The following is a 21,953-nucleotide window of genomic DNA, read 5'->3' on the forward strand; positions in this document are numbered from 1 at the left end:
GCCATTATTCAGTCCTTTTAGGCAAGCTGTTGAAGCAATTCGAGTAAACGCTCCAAATCTTGTTTATTGTAATATTGAAGCTCGATTTTCCCTTTATCCTTCTGCTGCTTAATCTTCACAGTTGTTTTGAAACGATCGCGAAGCGTCTCTTCCAGATGTTCAATGTAAGGATCGCGTTTCTTCGGTTTTTGCCCTTTCTCCGGCTGGTCTTTCCCTTTATGATCCAGCTTCTGAATGGCATCCTCCAGTTCCCGCACGCTCCACTCCGAACCAATAATTTGCTCGGCGAATTCCTTCTGTACGTCAACATCTTTAATGCCCGCAAGTGCTCTGGCATGACCCATTGAAATTGTTCCACGTGAAACATATTCTTTGATTTCTGCAGGTAAGCTCAGTAAACGTAAGAAGTTTGCAATGTGAGAACGCGACTTACCCACCTTTAAGCTAAGCTCTTCTTGTGTTAATTTAAATTTATCCATTAATGCCTGGTATGCAATAGCGACCTCAAGAGCGTTCAAGTCTTCCCGCTGCAAGTTCTCGATTAAAGCAATTTCCATGACTTGTTGATCACTGTAGTTCCGTATAACCGCCGGAATTGTCGTATTGCCGCAATATTGCGAAGCGCGGAAACGACGTTCCCCTGCAATAATCTCATAACCTTTAATGACTGAACGCACGATGATCGGTTGAATGACACCATGCTGTTTAATGGATTCCGCAAGTTCCTTGATGGATTCTTCATCGAAAGTTTTACGTGGTTGGTAAGGGTTCGGACGAAGCTGTGATAGCGAAATCTCTACGACTTTATCATCATCATTGACGGACAGAGACGGGATTAGCGCATCCAGGCCTCTACCTAGCCGCTTGCTCATACATTACCACTTCCTTCGCAAGTTCAAGATAAACTTCTGCACCTTTGGATCTCGGATCATAAGTGATAATAGCTTGTCCATGAGACGGAGCTTCACTCAGACGTACATTCCGCGGGATAATCGTTTGATATACTTTCTGTTGGAAATACTTTTTCACTTCTTCAATCACTTGAATACCCAAATTCGTACGCGCATCCAGCATTGTAAGCAATACTCCCTCGATCTGTAGGGATGTATTCAAATGTTTCTGAACAAGTCGAACCGTATTTAGCAATTGACTGAGTCCTTCTAACGCGTAATATTCGCATTGTATCGGGATAAGAACAGAATCAGCTGCAGTCAAAGAGTTGATTGTCAAAATGCCAAGGGATGGCGGGCAATCAATAATGACGTAATCGAAATCGTTTTTAACCATATGAAGTGATTTTTTTAACCGAAGTTCACGAGATATCGTTGGGACAAGCTCGATTTCTGCGCCAGCCAATTGAATCGTAGCTGGAATAACGGTCAAACCTGGCACACTCGTTTCCACCATGGCATCTTTGGGATGCACTTCGTTAATTAATACATCATAAATACAGTTGGAAACATCGGCTTTATTAATGCCGAGACCGCTTGTCGTATTTCCTTGCGGGTCGATATCGACCAGAAGCACCTTTTTCCCAAGCGAAGCAAGGCATGCTGATAAATTAACGGAAGTCGTCGTTTTGCCGACTCCGCCCTTCTGATTAGCAATTGCAATAATTTTCGACAATTCTTATTCACCTCATGTGTGAAACTTTTGTACAAAATGGCATCGCCGCCTTCATTGGAAGGCGGCATCATTTTGGGGAAATCAAGGTGAAACGGCTGTCGTTTTCCCTTTAGCAACGCAGCGCGTTTCATTCCCGGAAATATAGAGAAAGTATGGCTAACCATATTAAAAGCTTTTTCTATATTTCGAGTCAAATTGAAGCCCGTATAACCTTCTATACGGGCTTCTATCTCCATTATGATCCAGTCAGGAGCAAAGTGGAATTCAGCTATTTAGTAGGAGCAAATCCTCTGAGGACGTTTTTCGTCGTTTCACCTTGTTCTATTATAGCATAGAAGAGAGGAAGAAGAGGAACTGTGATAGAAATCTAATATCTATTTTTTAAGAAATTGTTGAGAAAACTTATATTCCGGGGCCTTTAAGGGACAATGAACCTCCAGTTTTGCAAAAAAGCTGCTTCGGAAACATTGGGCGATAGATGAATACTAGCGTTTAGGAATTTGAATCACGATTTCATAATGATCCTCGTGATCCTTTTCATTGGTTTTGATCTTTAAACCCGAGCCCGACACCATATCAATAGACTGCCGAATTGTATTAAGAGCAAGACGTACATCCTTCGTGAAGGATATTCGTTTCGCTTTTTTATTTTTATTCGATTCATTCAAGAATGCGATTCGAACCTCGGTTTGTTTCACATTCAGATCCTTCGTAATAATTTCCTCAAGAACCTTCAGCTGCAGCTCCTCCGAATCCAGGGATAATAACGCTCTCGCGTGCCGTTCCGATATTTTCCGTTCCATGAGTGTAGCTTTAACCTGTTCAGGGAGCATAAGCAATCTCAGTTTGTTAGCGATCGTTGACTGGCTCTTCCCTAATCGTTGCGCCAAACTTTCTTGCGTCAGTTGATGTAATTCAATTAATTTCTGATAAGCCACCGCTTCCTCAATAGCGGTTAAGTTCTCACGTTGGAGGTTTTCGATTAAAGCGATTGAAGCGGTCTGAGAATCATTGAATTCTCTTACGATAGCGGGAATGGTTTCATAACCTAGTTTCGTTACTGCACGCCAACGTCGTTCGCCGGCAATAATTTCATAACGATTATTACGAACGCGTACAACAATAGGTTGGATAACGCCATGCGTCTTAATCGTCTGACAGAGCTCCTCGATTCGATCATCGTCGAATAAGGTACGAGGCTGGAACGGGCTCGTATCAATCTCATGAATTGGCAGCTGCCTTACTTCTTCTTGAGGAGAGCGCTGTTCGGACAGGCCGAACAGGCGGGATAATGATTCTTTCATGAATGACTACCACCCGATCATATGATAAATCTATGCATAAAAAATGCAATAGACTTTCCAGACATCTGAGATCATCCTAACTTTTCCTATTAATTCGACTCCCTACCAATGAAATCCTGCTTGACACCTTATCAACTATGTAATTTAACAATTCAATTGTAAGAATACGACACTGAATATTCATAGATTAACAAATCCAAGATTTAACGGGTTAAAGAAGTGCTATTCCCGCATGATAACGTAGAACAGCACTCCACTCTCCCTATAAGTTGACAATGTTTCACGTGAAACAATTTGTGAAAATACTAGATTAAAGGTTGCTTAAGCGGCGTTCCTGCTTTACGTGGATATTTTTGGGGCGTAGTGCCTGTCTTCTGGATAACAACGATATGCCGCTCAGACCCTTCGTTAGGAAGCAACATACCATGCTCACCTATCAGCTTACCTTTCAATTCCTTTAAGCTAAAACCCGCTTCCTTCATTTCTTCCTGAGATTTAGCACCCTTCATGGCAGCAAACTTGCCGCCGGGACGGACAAAGGGAAGGCAGAATTCATTAAGTACATTTAGACGTGCAACAGCTCTTGCCGTAGCCAAATCAAATTGATCGCGATATAAAGGCAACCTTGCAATATCCTCTGCACGACCATGCACACACTCTACATCCTGGAGTTCCAAGCGCTCCGCCAATGCTTTCAGGAAGGAAATCCGTTTGTTTAGAGAGTCCACGATGACGACCTTTAAATGAGGGAAACAGATTTTTAACGGAACGCTTGGAAATCCGGCTCCAGAGCCAATGTCAGCAATAGTTTTTATTTCATTCATATTAACAAAAAAAGATAAGGAGATAGAATCGAAAAAATGTTTTTCATAAACAGCATCACGTTCCGTAATGCCAGTCAGGTTCATTCGCTCGTTCCAATCCACCAGCATTTCCAAATAGGCTTCAAATTGCTCCAACTGACGGGAAGAGATGGATACCCCTCTCTCCCCCAGCTGCTCAACCAACCATGTATTCGTCCTATCCATTTATGATCCTGACTTTCTTGCCGCCGTGACACGATTGTAATGTTCCAAATAAACAAGCAAAATCGAAATGTCTGCCGGCGTAACACCGGCAATTCGGGATGCCTGACCAATCGAAAGCGGACGTATAACGCCGAGCTTCTGCTTCGCCTCGGAAGCGAGGCCGCGTACATCGCTGTAATCGATGTCGTCTGGCATCTTCTTTTTCTCCATCTTGTTTAATCGTTCAACTTGGAGCAGTTGTTTTTCGATATATCCCTCATATTTGATCTGAATCTCAACTTGCTCCTTCATTTCGTCGCTTAATTCATAAGGGCTCGGGAGCACGCTCTCCAAATGAGCATACGTAACCTCGGGACGACGAAGCAACGACAATGCATCAGCGCCTTGCGTCATTTGCGCGGAGCTTGCTGCCTCCAGCATCACCTTCATATCATCCGGTTTCACCTTCGTACTGCGAAGTCGCTCAAGCTCCAGCTCCACCAGCTCTTTCTTCCTTAAGAACTTGCCGTAACGTTCTTCCGTGATCAGTCCGATCTCATAACCAAGCGGGGTCAGGCGCAGATCGGCATTATCATGCCGAAGCAGCAATCGATATTCGGCTCTCGAAGTCAGAAGCCGATAGGGATCATTCGTTCCCTTTGTCACAAGATCATCGATCATAACACCGATATATCCCTGCTCGCGTCCAATAATGACGCCTTCCTTCCCTTGCACCTTTCTCGCAGCATTAATGCCGGCGATGATGCCTTGGCCAGCCGCTTCCTCATATCCGGATGTTCCATTGATTTGCCCAGCTGTAAATAATCCGTCTATGACTTTCGTCTCCAGGGTCGGCCAGAGTTGAGTGGGGATAACCGCATCATATTCAATCGCATAGCCGTTGCGCATGATCTCAGCATTTTCCAAACCTGGAACTGATCTCACAATTTTGAGTTGCACATCCTCAGGCATACTCGTCGACAAGCCTTGCACGTAATACTCCGAAGTATGTTTGCCCTCCGGCTCCAGGAAGACCTGATGCTTCGGCTTATCGGCAAATCGAACGATCTTGTCTTCAATGGACGGACAATAACGCGGTCCCGTTCCTTCGATGGCGCCAGAGAACATCGGAGCGCGATGCAAATTATCATTAATAATACGATGTGTTTCTTCCGATGTGTAAGTCAGCCAGCAAGGCAATTGTTCGTTATCGGACGACTCTGTCTCATGAGAGAAAAACTTCAGTTTCTCGTCGCCAGGCTGGATCTCCGTCTTCGAGAAATCGATCGTATCCTTATTTACGCGCGGCGGCGTTCCCGTCTTAAAGCGAATCAGCTCGAGACCATGTTCCTTGAGGCTTGCGGACAACCGGACCGACGGCTGTTGATTGTTGGGCCCGCTCTCATACATAAGCTCTCCCATAATAATCTTGCCACGAAGATAAGTACCGGTCGTGACGACAATCGCCTTCGCCCGATATTCGGCGCCCGTCTTGGTCAAGATGCCTACGCATTTGCCGTCTTCGACAATTAGCTCTTCCGCCATCCCTTGGCGAAGCGTCAAATTCGGCGTTTCTTCGATCGTTTTTTTCATCAGATGCTGATATGCGAATTTATCGGCTTGCGCGCGAAGCGCGTGAACAGCCGGACCCTTGCCCGTGTTAAGCATCCTCATTTGAATAAACGTTTTATCGATATGGCGCCCCATCTCGCCGCCCAGAGCGTCGATCTCGCGCACAACATGCCCCTTCGCGGGACCGCCGATCGACGGATTGCACGGCATAAACGCCACCATATCCAGATTAATCGTCAACAGCAGCGTATCGCAGCCCATTCTAGCCGACGCAAGCGCAGACTCGCAGCCCGCATGTCCTGCGCCGATAACGATGACATCGAATTCACCTGCCACATAACCCATAATTGATCCCTCCTACTTTCCAAGACAAAACTGTGAGAAAATTTGGTCAATCAATGAATCGCCCGCTTCGTCGCCCAAAATTTCACCAAGCGATTCCCAAGCGAGTCTTGCGTCAATCTGTATCACATCAATCGGTATACCCGAATAGGTTGCCTCTATTGCATCCTCCAGCGAACCTTTCGCCCGCTTTAATAGCGAAATATGTCGAACGTTGCTGACATAAGTCAGATCATTTGCCTCCAACTGCCCTTCGAAGAACATCTCGCTTATTGTTGCTTCCAAGCCGTCCAGTCCCCGCTCTTCCAGAACGGACATCCTTACAATGCGATCCGAAGCAATGTAACGTTCAACCTCGTCCATCTCCAGATGACCTGGCAAGTCGGTTTTGTTGATGATGGCGACAACCGATTTCCCTTCAAGCTGCTGAAGAAGCTGCCGATCATCGCTCTGCAGCGGTTCATTATGATTAAGCACGAACAAGATCAGATCCGCATCCTGAAACGCGTCACGCGACCTCTCTACCCCGATCCGTTCCACAATGTCGCTCGTTTCCCGAATCCCCGCCGTATCCAGCAGACGTAGCGGTATGCCATTTAACGACACGAATTGTTCGATGACATCTCGTGTCGTACCCGGAATATCGGTCACGATTGCCTTGTTCTCTTGTGTCAATACGTTCATAAGCGACGACTTGCCCACATTAGGCCTTCCGACAATTGCCGTCACAATGCCTTCACGCAATATTTTGCCTTCGTTCGCGGTTTTTAGCAATTTGTCGATTTCGCCGATGGCAAGCTGACATTGTTCGCGGATATATGCGCTCGTCATCTCTTCGACATCATGCTCGGGATAATCGATATTGACCTCAATATGGGCAAGCAGCTCGATGACCGTCTGACGCAGCGCCTTGATCTTTTTCGACAACGCGCCTTCCGCTTGTTTGCGTGCAACGGAGAACGCCCGATCCGACTTCGATCGGATGAGGTCGATAACGGCTTCCGCTTGCATCAGGTCAATGCGGCCGTTCAGGAATGCCCGCTTCGTGAATTCGCCGGGCTCCGCCGTTCGGATATGATCCTGCAGCAACACGATGTCCAGCACCTTCTTCACCGCGATGACGCCGCCATGCGCGTTGATCTCGACGACATCTTCTGCCGTAAAGGAGCGCGGTCCGCGCATCAGCGTGAGCAGCACCTCCTCGATCTTCTCCCCGCTGGAGGGATCAACGATGTGCCCGTAATGAACCGTATGCGACTCGGCCTCGTTTAGACTTATTTTCGACGAAAAAATACGGGATATACCGCTAATCGCCTGCGGTCCGCTTACCCGAATGATCGCGATGCCGCCCTCGCCAACAGCGGTCGAGATCGCGGCAATCGTATCGTGAATCATGACTATCAACACCTCTTTATGCTTCTTGCGCAGAATGGAAAAACAGCAATGACCTTGGGAAGCCATTGCTGCGAATCGGATACCGGTATGGATGGTTAGGTAATAATCGCCTTACCTCAGCGCAATGACGACGCGCCGATTCGGCTCGTCTCCCTTGCTGAACGTCCTTACCTTAGGATGGTTCTGAAGCTGCGAATGGATGACCTTGCGTTCATGCGGCGTCATCGGCTCGAGAACGACTTCCTTTCTCGTGCGGATAACTCGTCCCGCCAATCGGTCGGAGAGCTCCTCCAACGTCTTGCGGCGACGCTCGCGAAAATCCTCTGCATCAAGGACGATACGAAGATGACTGTCTGAATAACGGTTGGCCACAATATTTACCAGGTACTGCAGCGCATCAAGCGTGCCTCCCCGGCGTCCAATCAGCATGCCCAGGTCTCCCCCGCCCGATACGGACAAGTAGAAGCCTTCTTTCGTTTGCTTGCGATCGATCTGAACTGAAAGTCCCATTGTACGCGCGACTTCGACAAGGAACTGCTCGGCTTCCTCCAGCGGATCCGGAATAAGCTCCAGCTCCACCTTGGCTTCCTTGACGCCAATCAGCCCGAACAGCCCTTTGGACGGCTGCTCCAGCACGACAACTTTAACACGGTCTTCCGTTACTTGCCATTGTGTCAATCCATTACGCACAGCATCGTCTATCGTCTTGCCCGATGCAACGATTTTCTTCATTTTGCAAGGACCTCCTTCTTACCCTTGTCAGATGAACCACGTACGTACAGGAAGTAGTTTTGAACGATCGTATACGTGTTGCTGAATACCCAGTACAGCGGCAATGCAGCAGGGAACGACATCGACATCACGAAGATCAGCACCGGGAAAATCGTCATGATCATCCCCATGCCAGGCATTTGCTGCGTCTGCTGCTTCTGCATCATCTTCGATTGGACGAAGGTCGTAATCGCGGCAAGCACCGGCAAGAAGTACCACGGACTTGGCTCGCCGAGTCCGAAGCCGAACAACGTTTCGGTACGGATGTCCTGATTCCAGTAGATGGCATTGTAGAGCGCGATAAATACCGGCATCTGAACGATCAACGGCAGACAGCCCGCCAAGGGGTTGACGCCATGCGTCTGGAACAGTTTCATCGTCTCTTCTTGTTGCTTCTGCGGGTTGTCCTTATATTTCTTCTTAATTTCCGCCATTTGCGGCTGTAACGCTTGCATAGCCTTGGAACTGCGATACTGCTTAAGTGTCAACGGCAGAATAAGCGTTCTAACGATAATCGTTAGCAGCAGGATCGCCAACACATAGGAGCCGCCGAACCAGTTAGCGAACGTATCAAGCGTAATAGCGAAATAATAAACGACGTTTTTCTCCCAGAAATTACCCTTGAGCAAGTCAGGCGTATCCATGGTATGATCGGCAGGAGCACAGCCTGCAAGGAGGCCCATAACCAATACAAGACCCGCCACGAGAAGCCATTTTCGATTTGTATTCCGAAACAACATTAAATCTCCTCTCTGAGAGCTTCTGCATAGTTCTATTCCAAGATAGACTATACCATAATTTAATACACAAATAAACAAGGCGAAACGGCTACGACGTCCTTTGGAGGCGGGGCGCGTTTCGTTCCGAGAATTATAGAGAAAATATTGCGAAATCGTATACTTTCCTATAATTCAAGATGAAACGGCTGTCCCCGACCTTTGGCAGCGCTGTAAGTTTCAACACTAGAAATCATTGCTTCTTTAATAAGCCGGCTTTCCTCAGCACATGCCCGACGCTCTTCTCCATCTCCTTCATCTCCATGGCCGTTGCCGGCTTCCTGACGATGAGAATGAAGTCCGTTCCAGGTACGATCCGGTCCTCCATATGACGCACGATTTCCTTTACCATTCTTCTCATCCGATTGCGCATGACGGCATTGCCGATTTTTTTACTGGCCGACACGCCGAGCCGGAATGGGTCCGCTACTCTTTGCCTGGACCAATATACGACGAATTGGCCGTTCGCGAACGATTTTCCGCCCCGATAGACCCGATTGAAATCTTCGCGGCTGCGAAGACGCAATTTTCTACGCACGTCTTATATCCACCGTTCTCTCTTCATTCTATTATGAGGTTGTTCAAAAAGTCCGATTCCCATTACGAAGTATGCCAAGAAGCTTAACTCGACATCGAAGATTGAAGGCAACCGAACTTTTTGAACTCGCACTATATGTCAAGTCTGTCCGAAACTGAGCAAAAAAAAAGACCACGTCCGGTGGTCTTCTGCTTACGCGCTCAGTACTTTTCTTCCCTTTTGACGACGAGCCGCCAAAACTTTACGACCGTTCTTTGTGCTCATCCGCTTGCGGAAGCCATGCACTTTAGCACGTTTGCTTACATTTGGTTTAAATGTAGGTCTCATTTATATTGCACCTCCTATATTACGTGTGGATCCATACATCGGACGATACGCGCCCGTCCAAGACAAAAATACACTTTTATAATTAAACCACGCGGAGGGCAAAAAGTCAATGTTTGCCCCTGCGCCGACGACTGCCATTTTTTCCGGCTCATGCCTGTGGATAAATGAATGAACGACAAAGGTTCGACGAAAACTAATAACATGTGGACAATTTTTTTGGGCCAAAATCGAACTTTGTCGAAATGGTAACATGATATTAACAATATCTTGTGTTGTCGATAACTTTTATACACAAGCTCTTGAGTATGTGGATAATATCCGGCAATTCGTTGAAATACAAGGCATCTTTTGCTATGATAGATATGTTTTCGTTGTGGATGAGCAACTATTCCACACCATCTTATTAACAGCCTGTGGATAACATTGTGAACAACATTATCCCCTATTTATAACTCACATCTTAAATATCCGTCATAATGTGGATATTTCGTGCATGCAGATAGGTATTCGACAAGTTTCCGCGCGGGCCCGCCTCTGGGCGACAGAAGATAAGGAGTGACAGTCTGTGGACAGCCATACCTACGATTTATGGCAACAAGTATTGTCCATCATTCAGACGAAGCTGAGCAAGCCGAGCTTTGACACCTGGTTCAAGGCAACCAAGGCTTCCTTCGTCGATGATTCCATACTTGAAGTAACGGCGCCGACCACGTTTGCCGCCGAATGGCTGGAAGGCCGATATACGAAGCTGATTCGAACAACACTGTACGAATTCCTCGGCAGACAGATCGATGTGCGCTTCTCCATCGAGGAACCGAAAACCGCCGCCGAGCATAGCATCGTGTTCCCTCCCAAAAACGTGCAGCCTCCTGTCTCGTCCGACGAGCCGCACACCCATATGCTTAACCCCAAGTATACGTTCGATACATTCGTCATCGGTGCCAACAACCGGTTCGCCCATGCGGCTTCGCTAGCAGTCGCCGAAGCTCCGGCCAAAGCCTATAATCCACTGTTCCTTTATGGGGGCGTTGGACTAGGCAAGACTCACTTGATGCACGCCATCGGGCACTACATTATGGATCACAACCCCAATACGCGGGTTCTTTATATTTCTTCCGAGAAATTCACGAATGAATTCATTAATGCCATCCGGGACAGCCAGGGCGAGAGCTTCAGGACGAAGTACCGCAATATCGACGTGCTGCTTATTGACGATATTCAATTTTTGGCCGGCAAGGAGCAGACGCAAGAGGAATTTTTCCATACGTTTAACGCGCTGCACGAAGAACGCAAGCAGATCGTCATCTCCAGTGACCGTCCGCCGAAAGAAATACCAACTCTAGAAGACCGGCTGCGCTCCCGATTCGAGTGGGGACTTATCACCGATATCCAGCCGCCGGATCTCGAGACGCGGATTGCTATTCTTCGAAAGAAGGCAAAAGCCGAAAATCTCGATATTCCCAACGAAGCCATGAACTATATCGCCAACCAGATCGATACGAACATCCGCGAACTGGAAGGCGCGTTGATCCGGGTCGTCGCCTATTCGTCGCTGATCAATGCCGATATTACATCGCATCTGGCAGCGGAGGCGCTTAAGGATATTATTCCGTCGAGCCGGCCGCGCATGATCACGATTCAGGATATACAGACGAAAGTTGGCGAATTTTACGGGCTGCGCCTGGAGGAGTTCAAAGCGCGAAAACGGACGAAAGCCGTCGCTTATCCGAGACAAATCGCGATGTACCTCTCGCGGGAGCTTACGGATTACTCGCTTCCGAAGATCGGCGAAGCGTTCGGCGGCCGTGACCACACGACAGTTATTCATGCGCACGAAAAAATAACGCGGCAGCTTAAGATCGATCAGGAGCTGTACAAGATCATTCAGAATTTGACGGAAAAAGTCAAAAATCAAATGTGAACAACAGAGCAAGCCTATGCACAAGCTATGCACATGTGGATAGGCTTGCTTTATCCGCTTTAAATGGGGTTATCCACATATTCAGGCCCCCTACTACTACGACTACTAAAAAATCTTTAAAATAATACCTATACAAATACCTTTTCAACGACTTCGTCGTTTCGGGGCTGAATCCCTCAAATCTTGTAGAAACGGGTGAACAAATGAAACTCACGATTTCCAAAAACGAACTAAACGACGCGATTCAACAAGTCGCCAAGGCCGTCTCGGCCCGTCCCGCCATTCCGATCCTCGGTGGCATCAAGTTCGATGTAAACCATCAATTCGTAACGCTGACTGCCAGCGATACAGATATATCTATTCAGAGCTTTATCTCCGTAGAACAAGGAGATAAAATTATCGCGCAAATCGACAAACCGGGAAGCGTTGTGCTTCCTGCCAAGTTTTTCGTCGAAATCGTAAAAAAGCTCCCTTCCGACCAAGTGATGATTGAGGTAAGAAGCGGCTTCCAAACGATTATTCGCTCCGGTTCCTCGGAAATTCAAATGGTCGGCCTGGATCCGGAGGAGTTCCCTGTCCTGCCGTCGATCGAACAGAACGACATTCTTCAAATTCCCGGAGACTTGATCAAATCGATGATCCGCCAGACGATTCTCGCCGCTTCGACAAGCGAACAAACGCCTATCCTGACCGGCGTGCTCTGGAATCTTCACGACAGCATGCTCAAGTTCGTTGCCACGGACCGGCATCGTCTTGCCAGCCGTACGACAAAAGTCGATTCCGAGCTGAACTTCAGCAATATCGTTATTTCCGCCAAGACGCTCAACGAATTGTCACGTCTAATCCCGGATCAGAATACGCTGGTCGATGTCGTCGTTGCGGACAACCAGGTGTTATTCAAGGTCGACAATATTCTGTTCTATACGCGTATTCTTGACGGCACTTACCCGGATACATCCAAGATTATTCCGCAAGTATTCGAGACAGAACTTGTGCTCGACACCAAAAATGTGATGGACGCAATCGATCGCGCCTATCTCATGTCGCGCGAAGAAAAGACGAACATCGTCAGGCTCGCGACTCTAGATGACGGTACGATTGAGATTTCGTCCAGCTCTACGGAGCTTGGCCGCGTAACGGAGCAGCTTGAAGTAACGCAGCTGACAGGCGAACCGCTGCGGATTGCGTTCAACTCCAAATATATGCTCGACGTGCTCAAAGTTATCGACAGCGAACAGCTGTTCATCGGTTTTTCCGGCGCTATGCGCCCCATTATCGTAAAGCCGATGGACCACCCATACAGCATGTACGTCATTCTGCCTTACCGTACGACAGGTTAAGCCAAGCAAGCTGAAAGGGTGATGAAGGAATGAAAGAAGTATCCATTCGGACGGAATATATCGAATTAGGGAAGTTTTTGAAGCTGGCGGATTGCATATCCACAGGTGGACAAGCTAAATTTTTTCTGCAGGAGACGGTTATCCACATTAACGGGGAGGCCGACAACCGCCGGGGCCGCAAGCTTTACGCTGGCGACAAAGTGGAAGTCGAAGAGCATGGCATGTTTGTCGTCACGCGCGAATAGGCGAAGCACCGGGAGGAACGAAACGTGTTTCTGACGAATATCGAATTGAGCAATTACCGGAATTATGCCGGCCTCGATCTTGCAACTCCGAACAAGGTTAACGTCTTTTTGGGTCCAAACGCCCAAGGCAAAACGAATCTGCTGGAAGCCATCTTTGTGCTTGCGCTGTCGAAGTCGCATCGCACGTCCAAGGACAAAGAACTGATCGGTTGGCAAAGCGATTCCGCGAGAATATCGGGGGCGGTGGATAAGCGGTACGGCAATATCACCCTCGATTTGCTGTTCTCCTCGCAGGGCAAAAAGGCAAAGATCAACGGGCTGGAGCAGCGCAAGCTGAGCGATTTCATCGGTTCCGTTAACGTCGTCATGTTCGCGCCGGAGGATCTCGAGATAGTCAAGGGCACGCCGGGCGTGCGCCGCCGATTTCTGGACATGGAGATCGGGCAGGTGCAGCCCGGCTATCTATATACGCTTCAGCAATACGGCAAGGTGCTCCAGCAGCGAAACAACTACCTGAAAAGCGCAGGTCCGGGGACTGTCAACGCGACGATGATGGAAGTGTGGAATATGCAGCTTGCCGAGCTCGGTGTTAAAATTATGAAAAAAAGGAAACACTTTATACATAAATTGCAAATCTTCGCGGAACAGATTCATGCCGGCATTACGAACGGTTCGGAGAAGCTGACGATTGAGTATCGCCCCTCCTTCGATGTGGACACGACGCAAGATGAACCTGTTTTATTTGATCAATTTATGTTAAAGTTAACACAAGTGAAAGATCAGGAGATTCGGAGAGGGGTCACGCTTGCCGGACCTCATCGCGACGATTTGGCCTTCTTCATCAACGGCAAGGAAGCGCAGATATTCGGCTCGCAAGGGCAGCAGCGCACTACTGCTCTGTCGCTGAAGCTTGCCGAGATCGAGCTGATTCATGAGGAGATCGGGGAATATCCGCTGCTCTTGCTCGATGATGTTCTGTCGGAGCTGGATCAGAACCGTCAGACGCAGCTCATCGAAACTTTTCAAAGCAAGGTTCAGACCTTTATTACAACGACCGGCCTGGAGAGCGTCAACACGAGCAAGCTCCACGATGCCGGTATCTATTATGTGCGAGAAGGCAGAGTCACCGTATAACGAGATGAACAGGGGGCTGGAGGAGACATGTACATCCATCTGGGCGGAGAAAAGATTATCAGGGCCGTAGAGCTGGTAGCCATCTTTGATATATCCATTGAGCAGTCCTCCAAGCTGTCCAAGCAATTCGTCGCGGGAGCCCATAAGCGCAAGGACGTGGAGACGATCGGCGAAGAAGAGCCGAAGTCTATCGTCGTCACAAAGAAGAAAATCTACTATTCGCCCATATCATCCTCAACGCTCAAGAAACGAGCCCATCATTTCGCGGCGAATGGATAAGCAATAGGAAGAGCAGTCGAGAGGAGCAGTGAGTTTGCATGTCTTTGGAACAGCACACGTATGACGAGAGTCAGATACAGGTTCTTGAAGGGTTGGAGGCCGTCCGCAAACGTCCGGGGATGTATATCGGCTCCACCAGCGGAAAGGGTCTTCACCATCTCGTATGGGAGGTAGTCGACAACAGTATCGACGAAGCGCTGGCCGGCTATTGCGACAAGATCGACGTGATCGTGCACGAAAACAACAGCATTACCGTTATCGACAACGGACGCGGAATCCCGGTCGGGATGAACACGAAACTGCAGAAGTCGACGCTCGAGGTTGTCATGACCGTTCTTCATGCCGGCGGCAAGTTCGGTGGCGAGGGATATAAAGTATCCGGCGGTCTGCACGGCGTAGGCGTGTCGGTCGTCAATGCCCTGTCGGAGTCTGTCATCGTGCAGGTTAAACTCCATGGCAAACTCTATCAGCAGGAATACCGCAGAGGAGTTCCCCAATACGATATCAAGGTCGTGGGCGAATCCGAGGAGACGGGCACGAAGGTAACCTTCCAGCCTGATCCCGAGATTTTTACGGAGACGACGGTATTCGACTACGAGACGCTCCAGTCCCGTATTCGCGAGCTGGCGTTTCTGAACAAGGGCATCGAGATTACGCTGACGGACGAGCGTACGGAAGTGTCCAATTCGTTCAAATACGACGGCGGTCTGAACGAGTTCGTGCTGTTTCTTAACCGGAACCGCGAGGCGCTGCATGAGACTCCAATCTATGTTGAGGGCTCGAAGGACCATATCCAGGTCGAAGTCGCGCTGCAGTATAACGACAGCTACACGGAGAACATCTACTCCTTCGCCAACAACATCAATACGCATGAGGGCGGTACGCATGAGTCCGGCTTCAAGAGCGCGCTGACGAGGATCATCAACGATTACGCGCGCAAAACGAATCTCATCAAGGACAACGATTCCAACTTCTCGGGCGACGACGTGCGGGAGGGACTCACCGCGATCATCTCCGTAAAGATTCCCGAACCGCAGTTCGAGGGACAGACAAAGACGAAGCTGGGCAACAGCGAGGTACGGGGCATTGTAGAGTCGTTCTTCGCCGAGAAGTTCCAGGAGTTCCTCGAAGAGAATCCTGGCGTATCCCGTCGCATCGTGGAGAAAGGCCTTCAAGCCGCACGCGCACGCGAAGCGGCGCGCAAGGCACGCGAGCTGACGCGTCGTAAGAGCGCGCTCGAGGTTGGATCGCTCCCGGGCAAGCTGGCCGACTGCTCCTCCAAGGACGCGGCAATCAGCGAGCTGTATATCGTCGAAGGAGACTCCGCGGGCGGATCAGCCAAGCAAGGGCGCGATCGCCATTTCCAAGCGATACTTCCGCTCAGGGGCAAAATCCTGAACGTAGAGAAAGCCCGCCTGGACCGCATTCTCGGCAATGCCGAGATTCGTGCGATTATTACTGCGCTTGGCACGGGCATCAGCGACGACTTCGACATCTCGAAGGCCCGTTACCATAAAATCATCATCATGACGGACGCCGACGTCGACGGCGCGCATATTCGTACGCTGCTGCTGACGTTTTTCTACCGCTACATGCGGGAAATTATCGAAGCGGGCTTTGTCTACATCGCGCAGCCGCCGCTCTTTAAGATCGAGCGCAACAAGGTTGTCCGCTACGCATTGACGGAGAAGGAACGCGACGTGATCCTCGCAGAGTTCGGGGAAGGCGTAAAGGTAAATATCCAGCGCTACAAAGGTCTCGGAGAGATGGACGCCACCCAGCTGTGGGAGACGACGATGGATCCCGAGAGCCGTTCTATGCTCCAGGTATCGATCCAGGACGCGATCGAAGCCGATACGATCTTCGATACGCTGATGGGCGACAACGTCGAGCCCCGGCGCGAATTCATTCAGAAGTATGCCAGATACGCAAATCTGGATATCTAAGCGGAAGCAGCCACCCATGACGGGGGCTGCTTTTCTTCTCAAGGACTGTACAGGGAGGTTAATGCTTTTTGCGTTTGATGCCCCCATAGGCTGCTGCATATCGGGTTACTTTGCGGTGCATCGACTTGTCGGCCAGCTTGTTGAAAATATAGGGATGAGGCTTCGTGTTCACTTCCAGCACCCAAGGGTGGAACTTTGTATCGATGGCGACATCGACGCCAAGCTCCTTGAGACCGGGATAGGCCGTTTGCAACTGCTTGCCGATCTTGACGCCAAGCCTCTTAAGCTTTGCCTGGAGCGCACTCATCTCGGAGGCGGACAGATGAGAGGACAGCAATGTCTCAAAAGACCATATCGTTCCACCGTTATTGTAGTTGGTTACGATTTTTCGGGGGTTGCCCAATTTTCCGATAATGCCGGTGGTTTCCCATTGATTCCTTAAATTTTTCTGGACCATGACGCGCAAGTCGAAGCGGCGGCCCCGATGCTTGAGCAGATGGATGCCCTTCTGCACGATATAACCCTTTCGGCCTGCATAGGAATTTAACGCTTCGAACAAGGAATCGAAGCTGGCTCCATAACGTTCCGTCGTTCCGTGCTGGAAGCGATAGCCGCTTCCTTGCTCTCCTGTACGCTCTACGCGGATGACTCCGTTGCCGTATGTGCCGCTGACGGGCTTCACATAGACCATCTCGTACTCCTGCAGCATGCGATGCAGCGTTTCGCGGCTGAACCGTTTCGTTTGCGGGATGTAGCTGTGCATTTCGGCAGAGCGCAGGAGCACTTTTGTTTTTGCCCACTTGCTTCTGACACGTTGGATAGCCAGGGGATTCACCTCTTTCTATGGGATAGTTCCTGCAGGATGTCGGAGTTCTCGAAGCGGTGAAACGGCGCCGAATAAGCGACATCTTTTTCTTTTATCACCCGGCTCCGGGACAAGACAGACTATGGAATGAATGGTATAATAAAAGTTGGGTCTATTTAATTTATGACCATTTTTCGCGTTCGGAGCTTGCGAAATGGCCTATTTTTACCACTGGGTACGAACAAGCGATTCCGCCAAATAGAGCATCCCGAGCGGTGCTGCCATAACGGCACAATAGGTTTATGCAAGAATTAAATGTTAAAGATAGAACTAGGAATGGTTGAAGATCCACCAGATAGATGACGTCAGGGAGGTAAAGCATGGCGGAAGAACAAAGAATGTCAGTGACAGACCGCGATATCGGTACGGAGATGCGCGACTCCTTCATGGATTACGCGATGAGTATTATCGTGAGCCGTGCGTTGCCGGATGTGCGCGACGGGCTTAAGCCGGTGCATCGCCGTATTCTGTTCGCAATGTCGGAGCTCGGCATGTCTCCGGACAAGCCGCATAAGAAATCGGCGAGAATTGTAGGGGAAGTCATCGGCAAGTACCATCCGCACGGCGATTCGGCGGTCTACGAATCCATGGTTCGGATGGCGCAGGACTTCTCCATGCGTTATATGCTCGTAGACGGGCACGGCAACTTCGGTTCCATCGACGGCGATATGGCGGCGGCTATGCGTTATACGGAAGCCCGTCTGTCCAAGATGGCAATGGAGCTGCTTCGCGATATTAACAAAGAAACGATCGACTTCGCTCCTAACTATGATGGCGAAGAACATGAGCCCGTCGTACTTCCTTCCCGATTCCCGAATCTGTTGGTAAACGGGGTAACAGGCATCGCCGTAGGCATGGCGACGAATATACCGCCGCATAACCTGAATGAGGTTATTGACGGCGCTCAGGCGCTTATCCGCAATCCGGACATTACGTCGCTAGAGCTGATGGAATATGTCAAAGGACCGGACTTCCCGACGGCCGCTTATGTCATGGGACTATCGGGTATTCGTCAAGCTTATCTGACGGGCCGCGGTTCGGTGACGATGCGCGCCCGCGCGACGATTGAGGAGAACAACGGCAAAGCGCGTATTATTGTTCACGAGCTGCCTTACCAGGTCATTAAGGCGAGACTGGTCGAGAAGATCGCGGAGCTGGTGCGAGAGAAGAAGATCGAAGGCATTACCGATCTGCGCGACGAATCCGACCGTAACGGCATGCGGGTCGTCATCGAGCTTCGCCGTGACGTCAATCCGAGCGTCGTGCTAAATAATTTGTACAAGCATACGCAATTGCAGTCGAACTTCGGCATTAACATGCTTGCGCTCGTCAATGGCGAGCCAAAGACGCTGAATTTGCGCGACATGCTGTATCATTACTTGCAGCATCAGATCGAAGTCATAAGACGCCGTACAGAATACGACCTCAAGAAGGCCGAGGCGCGCGCGCATATTCTGGAAGGCTTGCGGATCGCGCTCGACAACCTCGACGAGGTCATCGCGCTTATTCGCGGATCGCGTACGACGGAAGAAGCGCGCGAAGGTTTGATTACCCGTTTCTCCCTCAGCCACGAGCAAGCGCAAGCGATTCTGGATATGCGCCTGCAGCGTCTGACCGGACTGGAGCGGGACAAGATCGAGGCGGAATATGCCGAGCTCTTGGCCAAGATTGCCGAGTACAAGGCTATTCTTGCGGACGAGCAGCTTGTGCTCGATATCATCAGCACAGAGCTTAATGAGATCAAGGAGCGGTTCGGCGACGAACGCCGCACGGAGATCACGGCCAGCGACGAAGAGATTCTGGATGAGGACCTCATTCCTCGCGAAGACGTAATCATCTCCATTACGCACTCCGGCTACATCAAGCGTCTCCCAGTGACGACGTATCGCAGCCAGAAGCGCGGGGGCAAGGGCGTTGTAGGCATGGATACGAAGGAGCATGACTTCGTCGAGCATCTCTTCGTATCGAATACGCATCACTTCCTGTTGTTCTTCACGAACAAAGGCAAAGTGTACAAGCTCAAAGCCTATGAAATTCCGGATCTCAGCCGTACAGCGCGGGGAACGCCGATTATTAACCTGATTCAGATCGAGCAGGGCGAGACGGTTAACGCGGTCATCCCGGTTCAAGCGTTCGACGCGGATCATTATCTGTTCTTCGCGACAAGACAAGGCGTGGTCAAGAAGACGCCGCTTGACGATTACATTAATATCCGCAAAGTGGGTCTAATCGCGATCTCCCTGCGCGAAGATGACGACTTGATCGGCGTTAAGCTGACAGACGGCAACCAGGAGATCATTATGGGTACCGCCCAAGGCATGTCGATCCGTTTCTCGGAAGAAGACGTTCGGTCCATGGGACGGTCGGCTACCGGCGTTAAGGGCATTGGCCTGGACGCTGACGATACGGTGATTGATATGGATGTTGTCGTTCTGGATAAGGATGTGCTTATTGTTACGTCCAAGGGCTACGGCAAGCGTACGCCGGTTGGAGAGTACCGTATTCAGAACCGTGGCGGCAAGGGGATCAAGACGCTCAACGTTACGGATAAGAACGGGCCGATCGTATCGCTTAAGGTTGTTGAGAACGACGAGGATCTCATGATCATGACGGCGCTCGGCACGATGATCCGGACCAGCATGGAAGGAATCTCCACGATGGGACGGAATACGCAAGGCGTCAAGCTGATTAATACGCGCGAAGACGATACGGTTGCGACTGTCACTCGCGTTGCGCGGAGCGAAGAAGAAGTGGCTTCGTCCGAGGACGAACAGGACGTAGAAGGCACGGAATCCGAATAAGGAAGCAGCGGCAGTCGGATTTGTTAAACATTGATCCTGCGCTTTGTTCGCGGGGGAGGGGAAAAGGATGGTCGCAGTAGCGGTTGCGCAGCTTAGGATGGGCGATAAGATCGGGGAGGATGTTCTTACCCCGCTCGGCGGCATATTGTTTCACAAAGGGAGAATTATTACAACGAAGGAACTGGATATTCTGCAAGCCTTCTTGGTAAATACCGTTATGGTCGACTACGGCGATGCAATTCCGCCGGAAGCCCAGCCGGCACAGGCAGTACAACCTGTACAGCAGCCGGTTACTCCCTTCCAGCAAGAGTACGAAAAGATGATCGAGGTGCTCAGGGGGCTGTTCAACAACTATGTGACCGGGCAGGGGATGCCTGTCATGGATCTTCGAGTGCAGCTCGAGAAGCTCTTGGGCCGGATAACGGAGTACAAGGTGCTCACCTTCGCGCCAAGAGTATTCCAGGAACGCGACTATCTGCTTCACAATAACGTGACTTCCGCGATGACCTCCTATCTGATCGCTCAGTGGGGGGGACTTCCGCAGAAGGATTGGATGCAGGTAGCGCTCGCCGGTCTTCTTAAGGATATTGGCAATGTGCGCATCGATAAATCGATTCTGTCCAAGCCTACCCCGCTGACGGCCGTTGAGCAAGAGGAGATGAAGCGTCATACCGTTCTGGGCTATCAGTTGCTAAAGAACGTTGCAGCGCTTAATGAAGGCGTCAAGCTGACGGCGCTTCAGCATCATGAGAAGGTAGACGGCACGGGTTACCCGCTTGGCATAGACGCCAGCCAAATTCATCCATATGCAAAGATCGTGAGCATTGCGGATATATTCCATGCGATGACGCTAAACAGGGGCTACAAGAAGGCCGTCTCTCCCTACCTTGTATTGGAGCAAATATTGAGCGATGCTTTCGGGAAGCTGGATCCTGGCTATGTCAGAACGTTCGTGGAGAAAGTGACGCAGTTCCATAATGGAACCATCGTCAGGCTAAGCGATGAACGGATCGGCGAGATCGTCTTCTCGGACCGTACCCATCCGACGCGGCCATGGGTGTCCATTGACGGCAAGATTGTCAACCTGGTTATCGAGCGGCAGTTCCATATTAAAGAAGTGTTGAAATAGCGCAAACATCATAAGGGCAAGCCTATCGGAGACCGAAATCATCGGCAGACGATACGGTTTGCTCTTTTTTTAATGATAGGAAAGTATATGATTTTGAGACGCTTGGAGGGCTTGAAATAGGACACCATAAAAGCGAGTTAATCCCGGGGTCCAAGCCCTGATCGAGACGGCTTGTTAATGGCACTCTCAGATGCAGATTAGTTTACGAAGTTTACGCCAATAGAACGGCTGCATGCCGGGCGCGAATTGGAGGCGGATGGTGGTGCTGGAGCGTTGGATTCATGGTGCAGGATTGGTGGGATGTTGGAGTACTGGTGCTTGTCTGCTTGATTGGTGGAGAACTGGTGCTAGTATGCGCCTTGGCTATTTTCACAAACGGTACAACAATTGAGCGAAAATACACAAATAAGATGAGGGAAGAGCCAATAATTCGTACATTTGTACATATATACGCAAATATTGGTTCAAAGAGGTCCCGAACGACGATAGGAAGCGATAATTTGTGTATTTTCGTACAATTTGCTTTACAGGGGCCCCATTTGTCTAAGAAATTGGGGAGAAATGCACAATTGTGCAGAGAGGCCGATTTTTGGACCATACCACGTACAGCCCCGGCAACGAGTTTCTCTATTGGA

19 protein-coding genes are annotated in these 21,953 nt (G+C 49.8%); 8 read left to right on the forward strand and 11 right to left on the reverse strand.

What is annotated here, in order from left to right:
• Positions 1-17: 17 nt before the first annotated feature.
• The 10 genes from KJW29_RS27740 to rpmH form a co-directional block, all read right to left on the reverse strand.
• Complete coding sequence (locus KJW29_RS27740; RefSeq protein ID WP_108991859.1) at positions 18-872, reverse strand: ParB/RepB/Spo0J family partition protein; 855 nt, start codon at positions 870-872, stop codon at positions 18-20.
• Positions 853-1,626 (reverse strand): ParA family protein, encoded by a 774-nt coding sequence (locus tag KJW29_RS27745; RefSeq protein WP_087572541.1) that lies wholly within the window; start codon positions 1,624-1,626, stop codon positions 853-855. The genes KJW29_RS27740 and KJW29_RS27745 overlap by 20 nt, the downstream gene beginning before the upstream one ends.
• 485 nt (positions 1,627-2,111) lie before the next feature.
• Positions 2,112-2,930, reverse strand: coding sequence for a nucleoid occlusion protein (gene noc, locus KJW29_RS27750; RefSeq protein WP_214627103.1), 819 nt, complete (start codon positions 2,928-2,930; stop codon positions 2,112-2,114).
• Positions 2,931-3,235: 305 nt separating this feature from the next.
• Positions 3,236-3,958 (reverse strand): 16S rRNA (guanine(527)-N(7))-methyltransferase RsmG, encoded by a 723-nt coding sequence (rsmG, locus tag KJW29_RS27755; RefSeq protein WP_214627104.1) that lies wholly within the window; start codon positions 3,956-3,958, stop codon positions 3,236-3,238.
• The gene (gene mnmG / locus KJW29_RS27760; protein WP_214627105.1) at positions 3,959-5,854 is read right to left on the reverse strand and encodes a tRNA uridine-5-carboxymethylaminomethyl(34) synthesis enzyme MnmG; all 1,896 of its coding nucleotides are present in this window, start codon (positions 5,852-5,854) and stop codon (positions 3,959-3,961) included. It abuts the gene before it with no gap.
• A gap of 12 nt (positions 5,855-5,866) precedes the next feature.
• A complete protein-coding gene (mnmE, locus tag KJW29_RS27765; RefSeq protein WP_214627106.1) occupies positions 5,867-7,246 on the reverse strand; it encodes a tRNA uridine-5-carboxymethylaminomethyl(34) synthesis GTPase MnmE in 1,380 nt (459 codons plus the stop codon).
• A 111-nt stretch (positions 7,247-7,357) separates the two neighbouring features.
• On the reverse strand, positions 7,358-7,978 hold the full coding sequence (gene jag, locus KJW29_RS27770) for an RNA-binding cell elongation regulator Jag/EloR (RefSeq protein WP_087572536.1): 621 nt from the start codon (positions 7,976-7,978) through the stop codon (positions 7,358-7,360).
• Positions 7,975-8,757 carry a YidC/Oxa1 family membrane protein insertase gene (locus tag KJW29_RS27775; protein WP_087572535.1) on the reverse strand — a complete coding sequence of 261 codons (783 nt, stop codon included), beginning with the start codon at positions 8,755-8,757 and terminating at the stop codon, positions 7,975-7,977. Before KJW29_RS27775 ends, jag begins: the two co-directional genes overlap by 4 nt.
• A 229-nt stretch (positions 8,758-8,986) precedes the next feature.
• Entirely contained in the window at positions 8,987-9,331 is a 345-nt protein-coding gene (gene rnpA, locus KJW29_RS27780; RefSeq protein WP_087572534.1) for a ribonuclease P protein component, read from the reverse strand.
• Between the two features lie 192 nt (positions 9,332-9,523).
• Entirely contained in the window at positions 9,524-9,658 is a 135-nt protein-coding gene (gene rpmH / locus KJW29_RS27785) for a 50S ribosomal protein L34 (RefSeq protein WP_087572533.1), read from the reverse strand.
• A gap of 565 nt (positions 9,659-10,223) precedes the next feature.
• Between rpmH and dnaA the strand changes: the two genes are divergently transcribed.
• The 6 genes from dnaA to gyrB all read left to right on the forward strand — a co-directional run bounded on the left by dnaA (position 10,224) and on the right by gyrB (position 16,523).
• The gene (gene dnaA, locus KJW29_RS27790) at positions 10,224-11,579 is read left to right on the forward strand and encodes a chromosomal replication initiator protein DnaA (protein WP_087572532.1); all 1,356 of its coding nucleotides are present in this window, start codon (positions 10,224-10,226) and stop codon (positions 11,577-11,579) included.
• Between the two features lie 203 nt (positions 11,580-11,782).
• Complete coding sequence (gene dnaN / locus KJW29_RS27795; protein WP_214627107.1) at positions 11,783-12,919, forward strand: DNA polymerase III subunit beta; 1,137 nt, start codon at positions 11,783-11,785, stop codon at positions 12,917-12,919.
• Positions 12,920-12,948: 29 nt separating this feature from the next.
• Entirely contained in the window at positions 12,949-13,164 is a 216-nt protein-coding gene (yaaA, locus tag KJW29_RS27800; RefSeq protein ID WP_214627108.1) for a S4 domain-containing protein YaaA, read from the forward strand.
• A gap of 24 nt (positions 13,165-13,188) precedes the next feature.
• The gene (gene recF / locus KJW29_RS27805; protein ID WP_214627109.1) at positions 13,189-14,298 is read left to right on the forward strand and encodes a DNA replication/repair protein RecF; all 1,110 of its coding nucleotides are present in this window, start codon (positions 13,189-13,191) and stop codon (positions 14,296-14,298) included.
• 27 nt (positions 14,299-14,325) lie between these two features.
• The gene (gene remB / locus KJW29_RS27810; RefSeq protein ID WP_087572529.1) at positions 14,326-14,577 is read left to right on the forward strand and encodes an extracellular matrix regulator RemB; all 252 of its coding nucleotides are present in this window, start codon (positions 14,326-14,328) and stop codon (positions 14,575-14,577) included.
• 38 nt (positions 14,578-14,615) lie between these two features.
• Complete coding sequence (gyrB, locus tag KJW29_RS27815; RefSeq protein ID WP_214627110.1) at positions 14,616-16,523, forward strand: DNA topoisomerase (ATP-hydrolyzing) subunit B; 1,908 nt, start codon at positions 14,616-14,618, stop codon at positions 16,521-16,523.
• Positions 16,524-16,581: 58 nt separating this feature from the next.
• Here gyrB and KJW29_RS27820 read toward each other — a convergent pair whose 3' ends face one another.
• Positions 16,582-17,358: a YheC/YheD family protein gene (locus KJW29_RS27820; RefSeq protein WP_343222687.1), complete on the reverse strand. Its 777-nt coding sequence runs from the start codon at positions 17,356-17,358 to the stop codon at positions 16,582-16,584.
• Between the two features lie 350 nt (positions 17,359-17,708).
• Here KJW29_RS27820 and gyrA point away from each other — a divergent pair, with 350 nt between their 5' ends.
• The gene (gene gyrA, locus KJW29_RS27825) at positions 17,709-20,189 is read left to right on the forward strand and encodes a DNA gyrase subunit A (RefSeq protein WP_108992083.1); all 2,481 of its coding nucleotides are present in this window, start codon (positions 17,709-17,711) and stop codon (positions 20,187-20,189) included.
• A gap of 67 nt (positions 20,190-20,256) precedes the next feature.
• On the forward strand, positions 20,257-21,318 hold the full coding sequence (locus KJW29_RS27830) for an HD-GYP domain-containing protein (protein ID WP_214627111.1): 1,062 nt from the start codon (positions 20,257-20,259) through the stop codon (positions 21,316-21,318).
• Positions 21,319-21,953: the final 635 nt, after the last annotated feature.

Origin of the sequence: Paenibacillus agaridevorans, from assembly GCF_018604145.1 — a bacterium.
In the GTDB taxonomy this organism is placed as follows: Bacteria; Bacillota; Bacilli; order Paenibacillales; family Paenibacillaceae; genus Pristimantibacillus; species Pristimantibacillus agaridevorans.

Excerpts from the sequence above, each read along its gene's own strand:
- KJW29_RS27740 (WP_108991859.1), bottom strand. The coding sequence starts at position 872 with ATGAGCAAGCGGCTAGGTAGAGGCCTGGATGCGCTAATCCCGTCTCTG.
- noc (WP_214627103.1), bottom strand. The coding sequence starts at position 2,930 with ATGAAAGAATCATTATCCCGCCTGTTCGGCCTGTCCGAACAGCGCTCT.
- rsmG (WP_214627104.1), bottom strand. The coding sequence starts at position 3,958 with ATGGATAGGACGAATACATGGTTGGTTGAGCAGCTGGGGGAGAGAGGG.
- mnmG (WP_214627105.1), bottom strand. The coding sequence starts at position 5,854 with ATGGGTTATGTGGCAGGTGAATTCGATGTCATCGTTATCGGCGCAGGA.
- mnmE (WP_214627106.1), bottom strand. The coding sequence starts at position 7,246 with ATGATTCACGATACGATTGCCGCGATCTCGACCGCTGTTGGCGAGGGC.
- jag (WP_087572536.1), bottom strand. The coding sequence starts at position 7,978 with ATGAAGAAAATCGTTGCATCGGGCAAGACGATAGACGATGCTGTGCGT.
- KJW29_RS27775 (WP_087572535.1), bottom strand. The coding sequence starts at position 8,757 with ATGTTGTTTCGGAATACAAATCGAAAATGGCTTCTCGTGGCGGGTCTT.
- rpmH (WP_087572533.1), bottom strand. The coding sequence starts at position 9,658 with ATGAGACCTACATTTAAACCAAATGTAAGCAAACGTGCTAAAGTGCAT.
- dnaN (WP_214627107.1), top strand. The coding sequence starts at position 11,783 with ATGAAACTCACGATTTCCAAAAACGAACTAAACGACGCGATTCAACAA.
- yaaA (WP_214627108.1), top strand. The coding sequence starts at position 12,949 with ATGAAAGAAGTATCCATTCGGACGGAATATATCGAATTAGGGAAGTTT.
- remB (WP_087572529.1), top strand. The coding sequence starts at position 14,326 with ATGTACATCCATCTGGGCGGAGAAAAGATTATCAGGGCCGTAGAGCTG.
- gyrB (WP_214627110.1), top strand. The coding sequence starts at position 14,616 with ATGTCTTTGGAACAGCACACGTATGACGAGAGTCAGATACAGGTTCTT.
- gyrA (WP_108992083.1), top strand. The coding sequence starts at position 17,709 with ATGGCGGAAGAACAAAGAATGTCAGTGACAGACCGCGATATCGGTACG.
- KJW29_RS27830 (WP_214627111.1), top strand. The coding sequence starts at position 20,257 with ATGGTCGCAGTAGCGGTTGCGCAGCTTAGGATGGGCGATAAGATCGGG.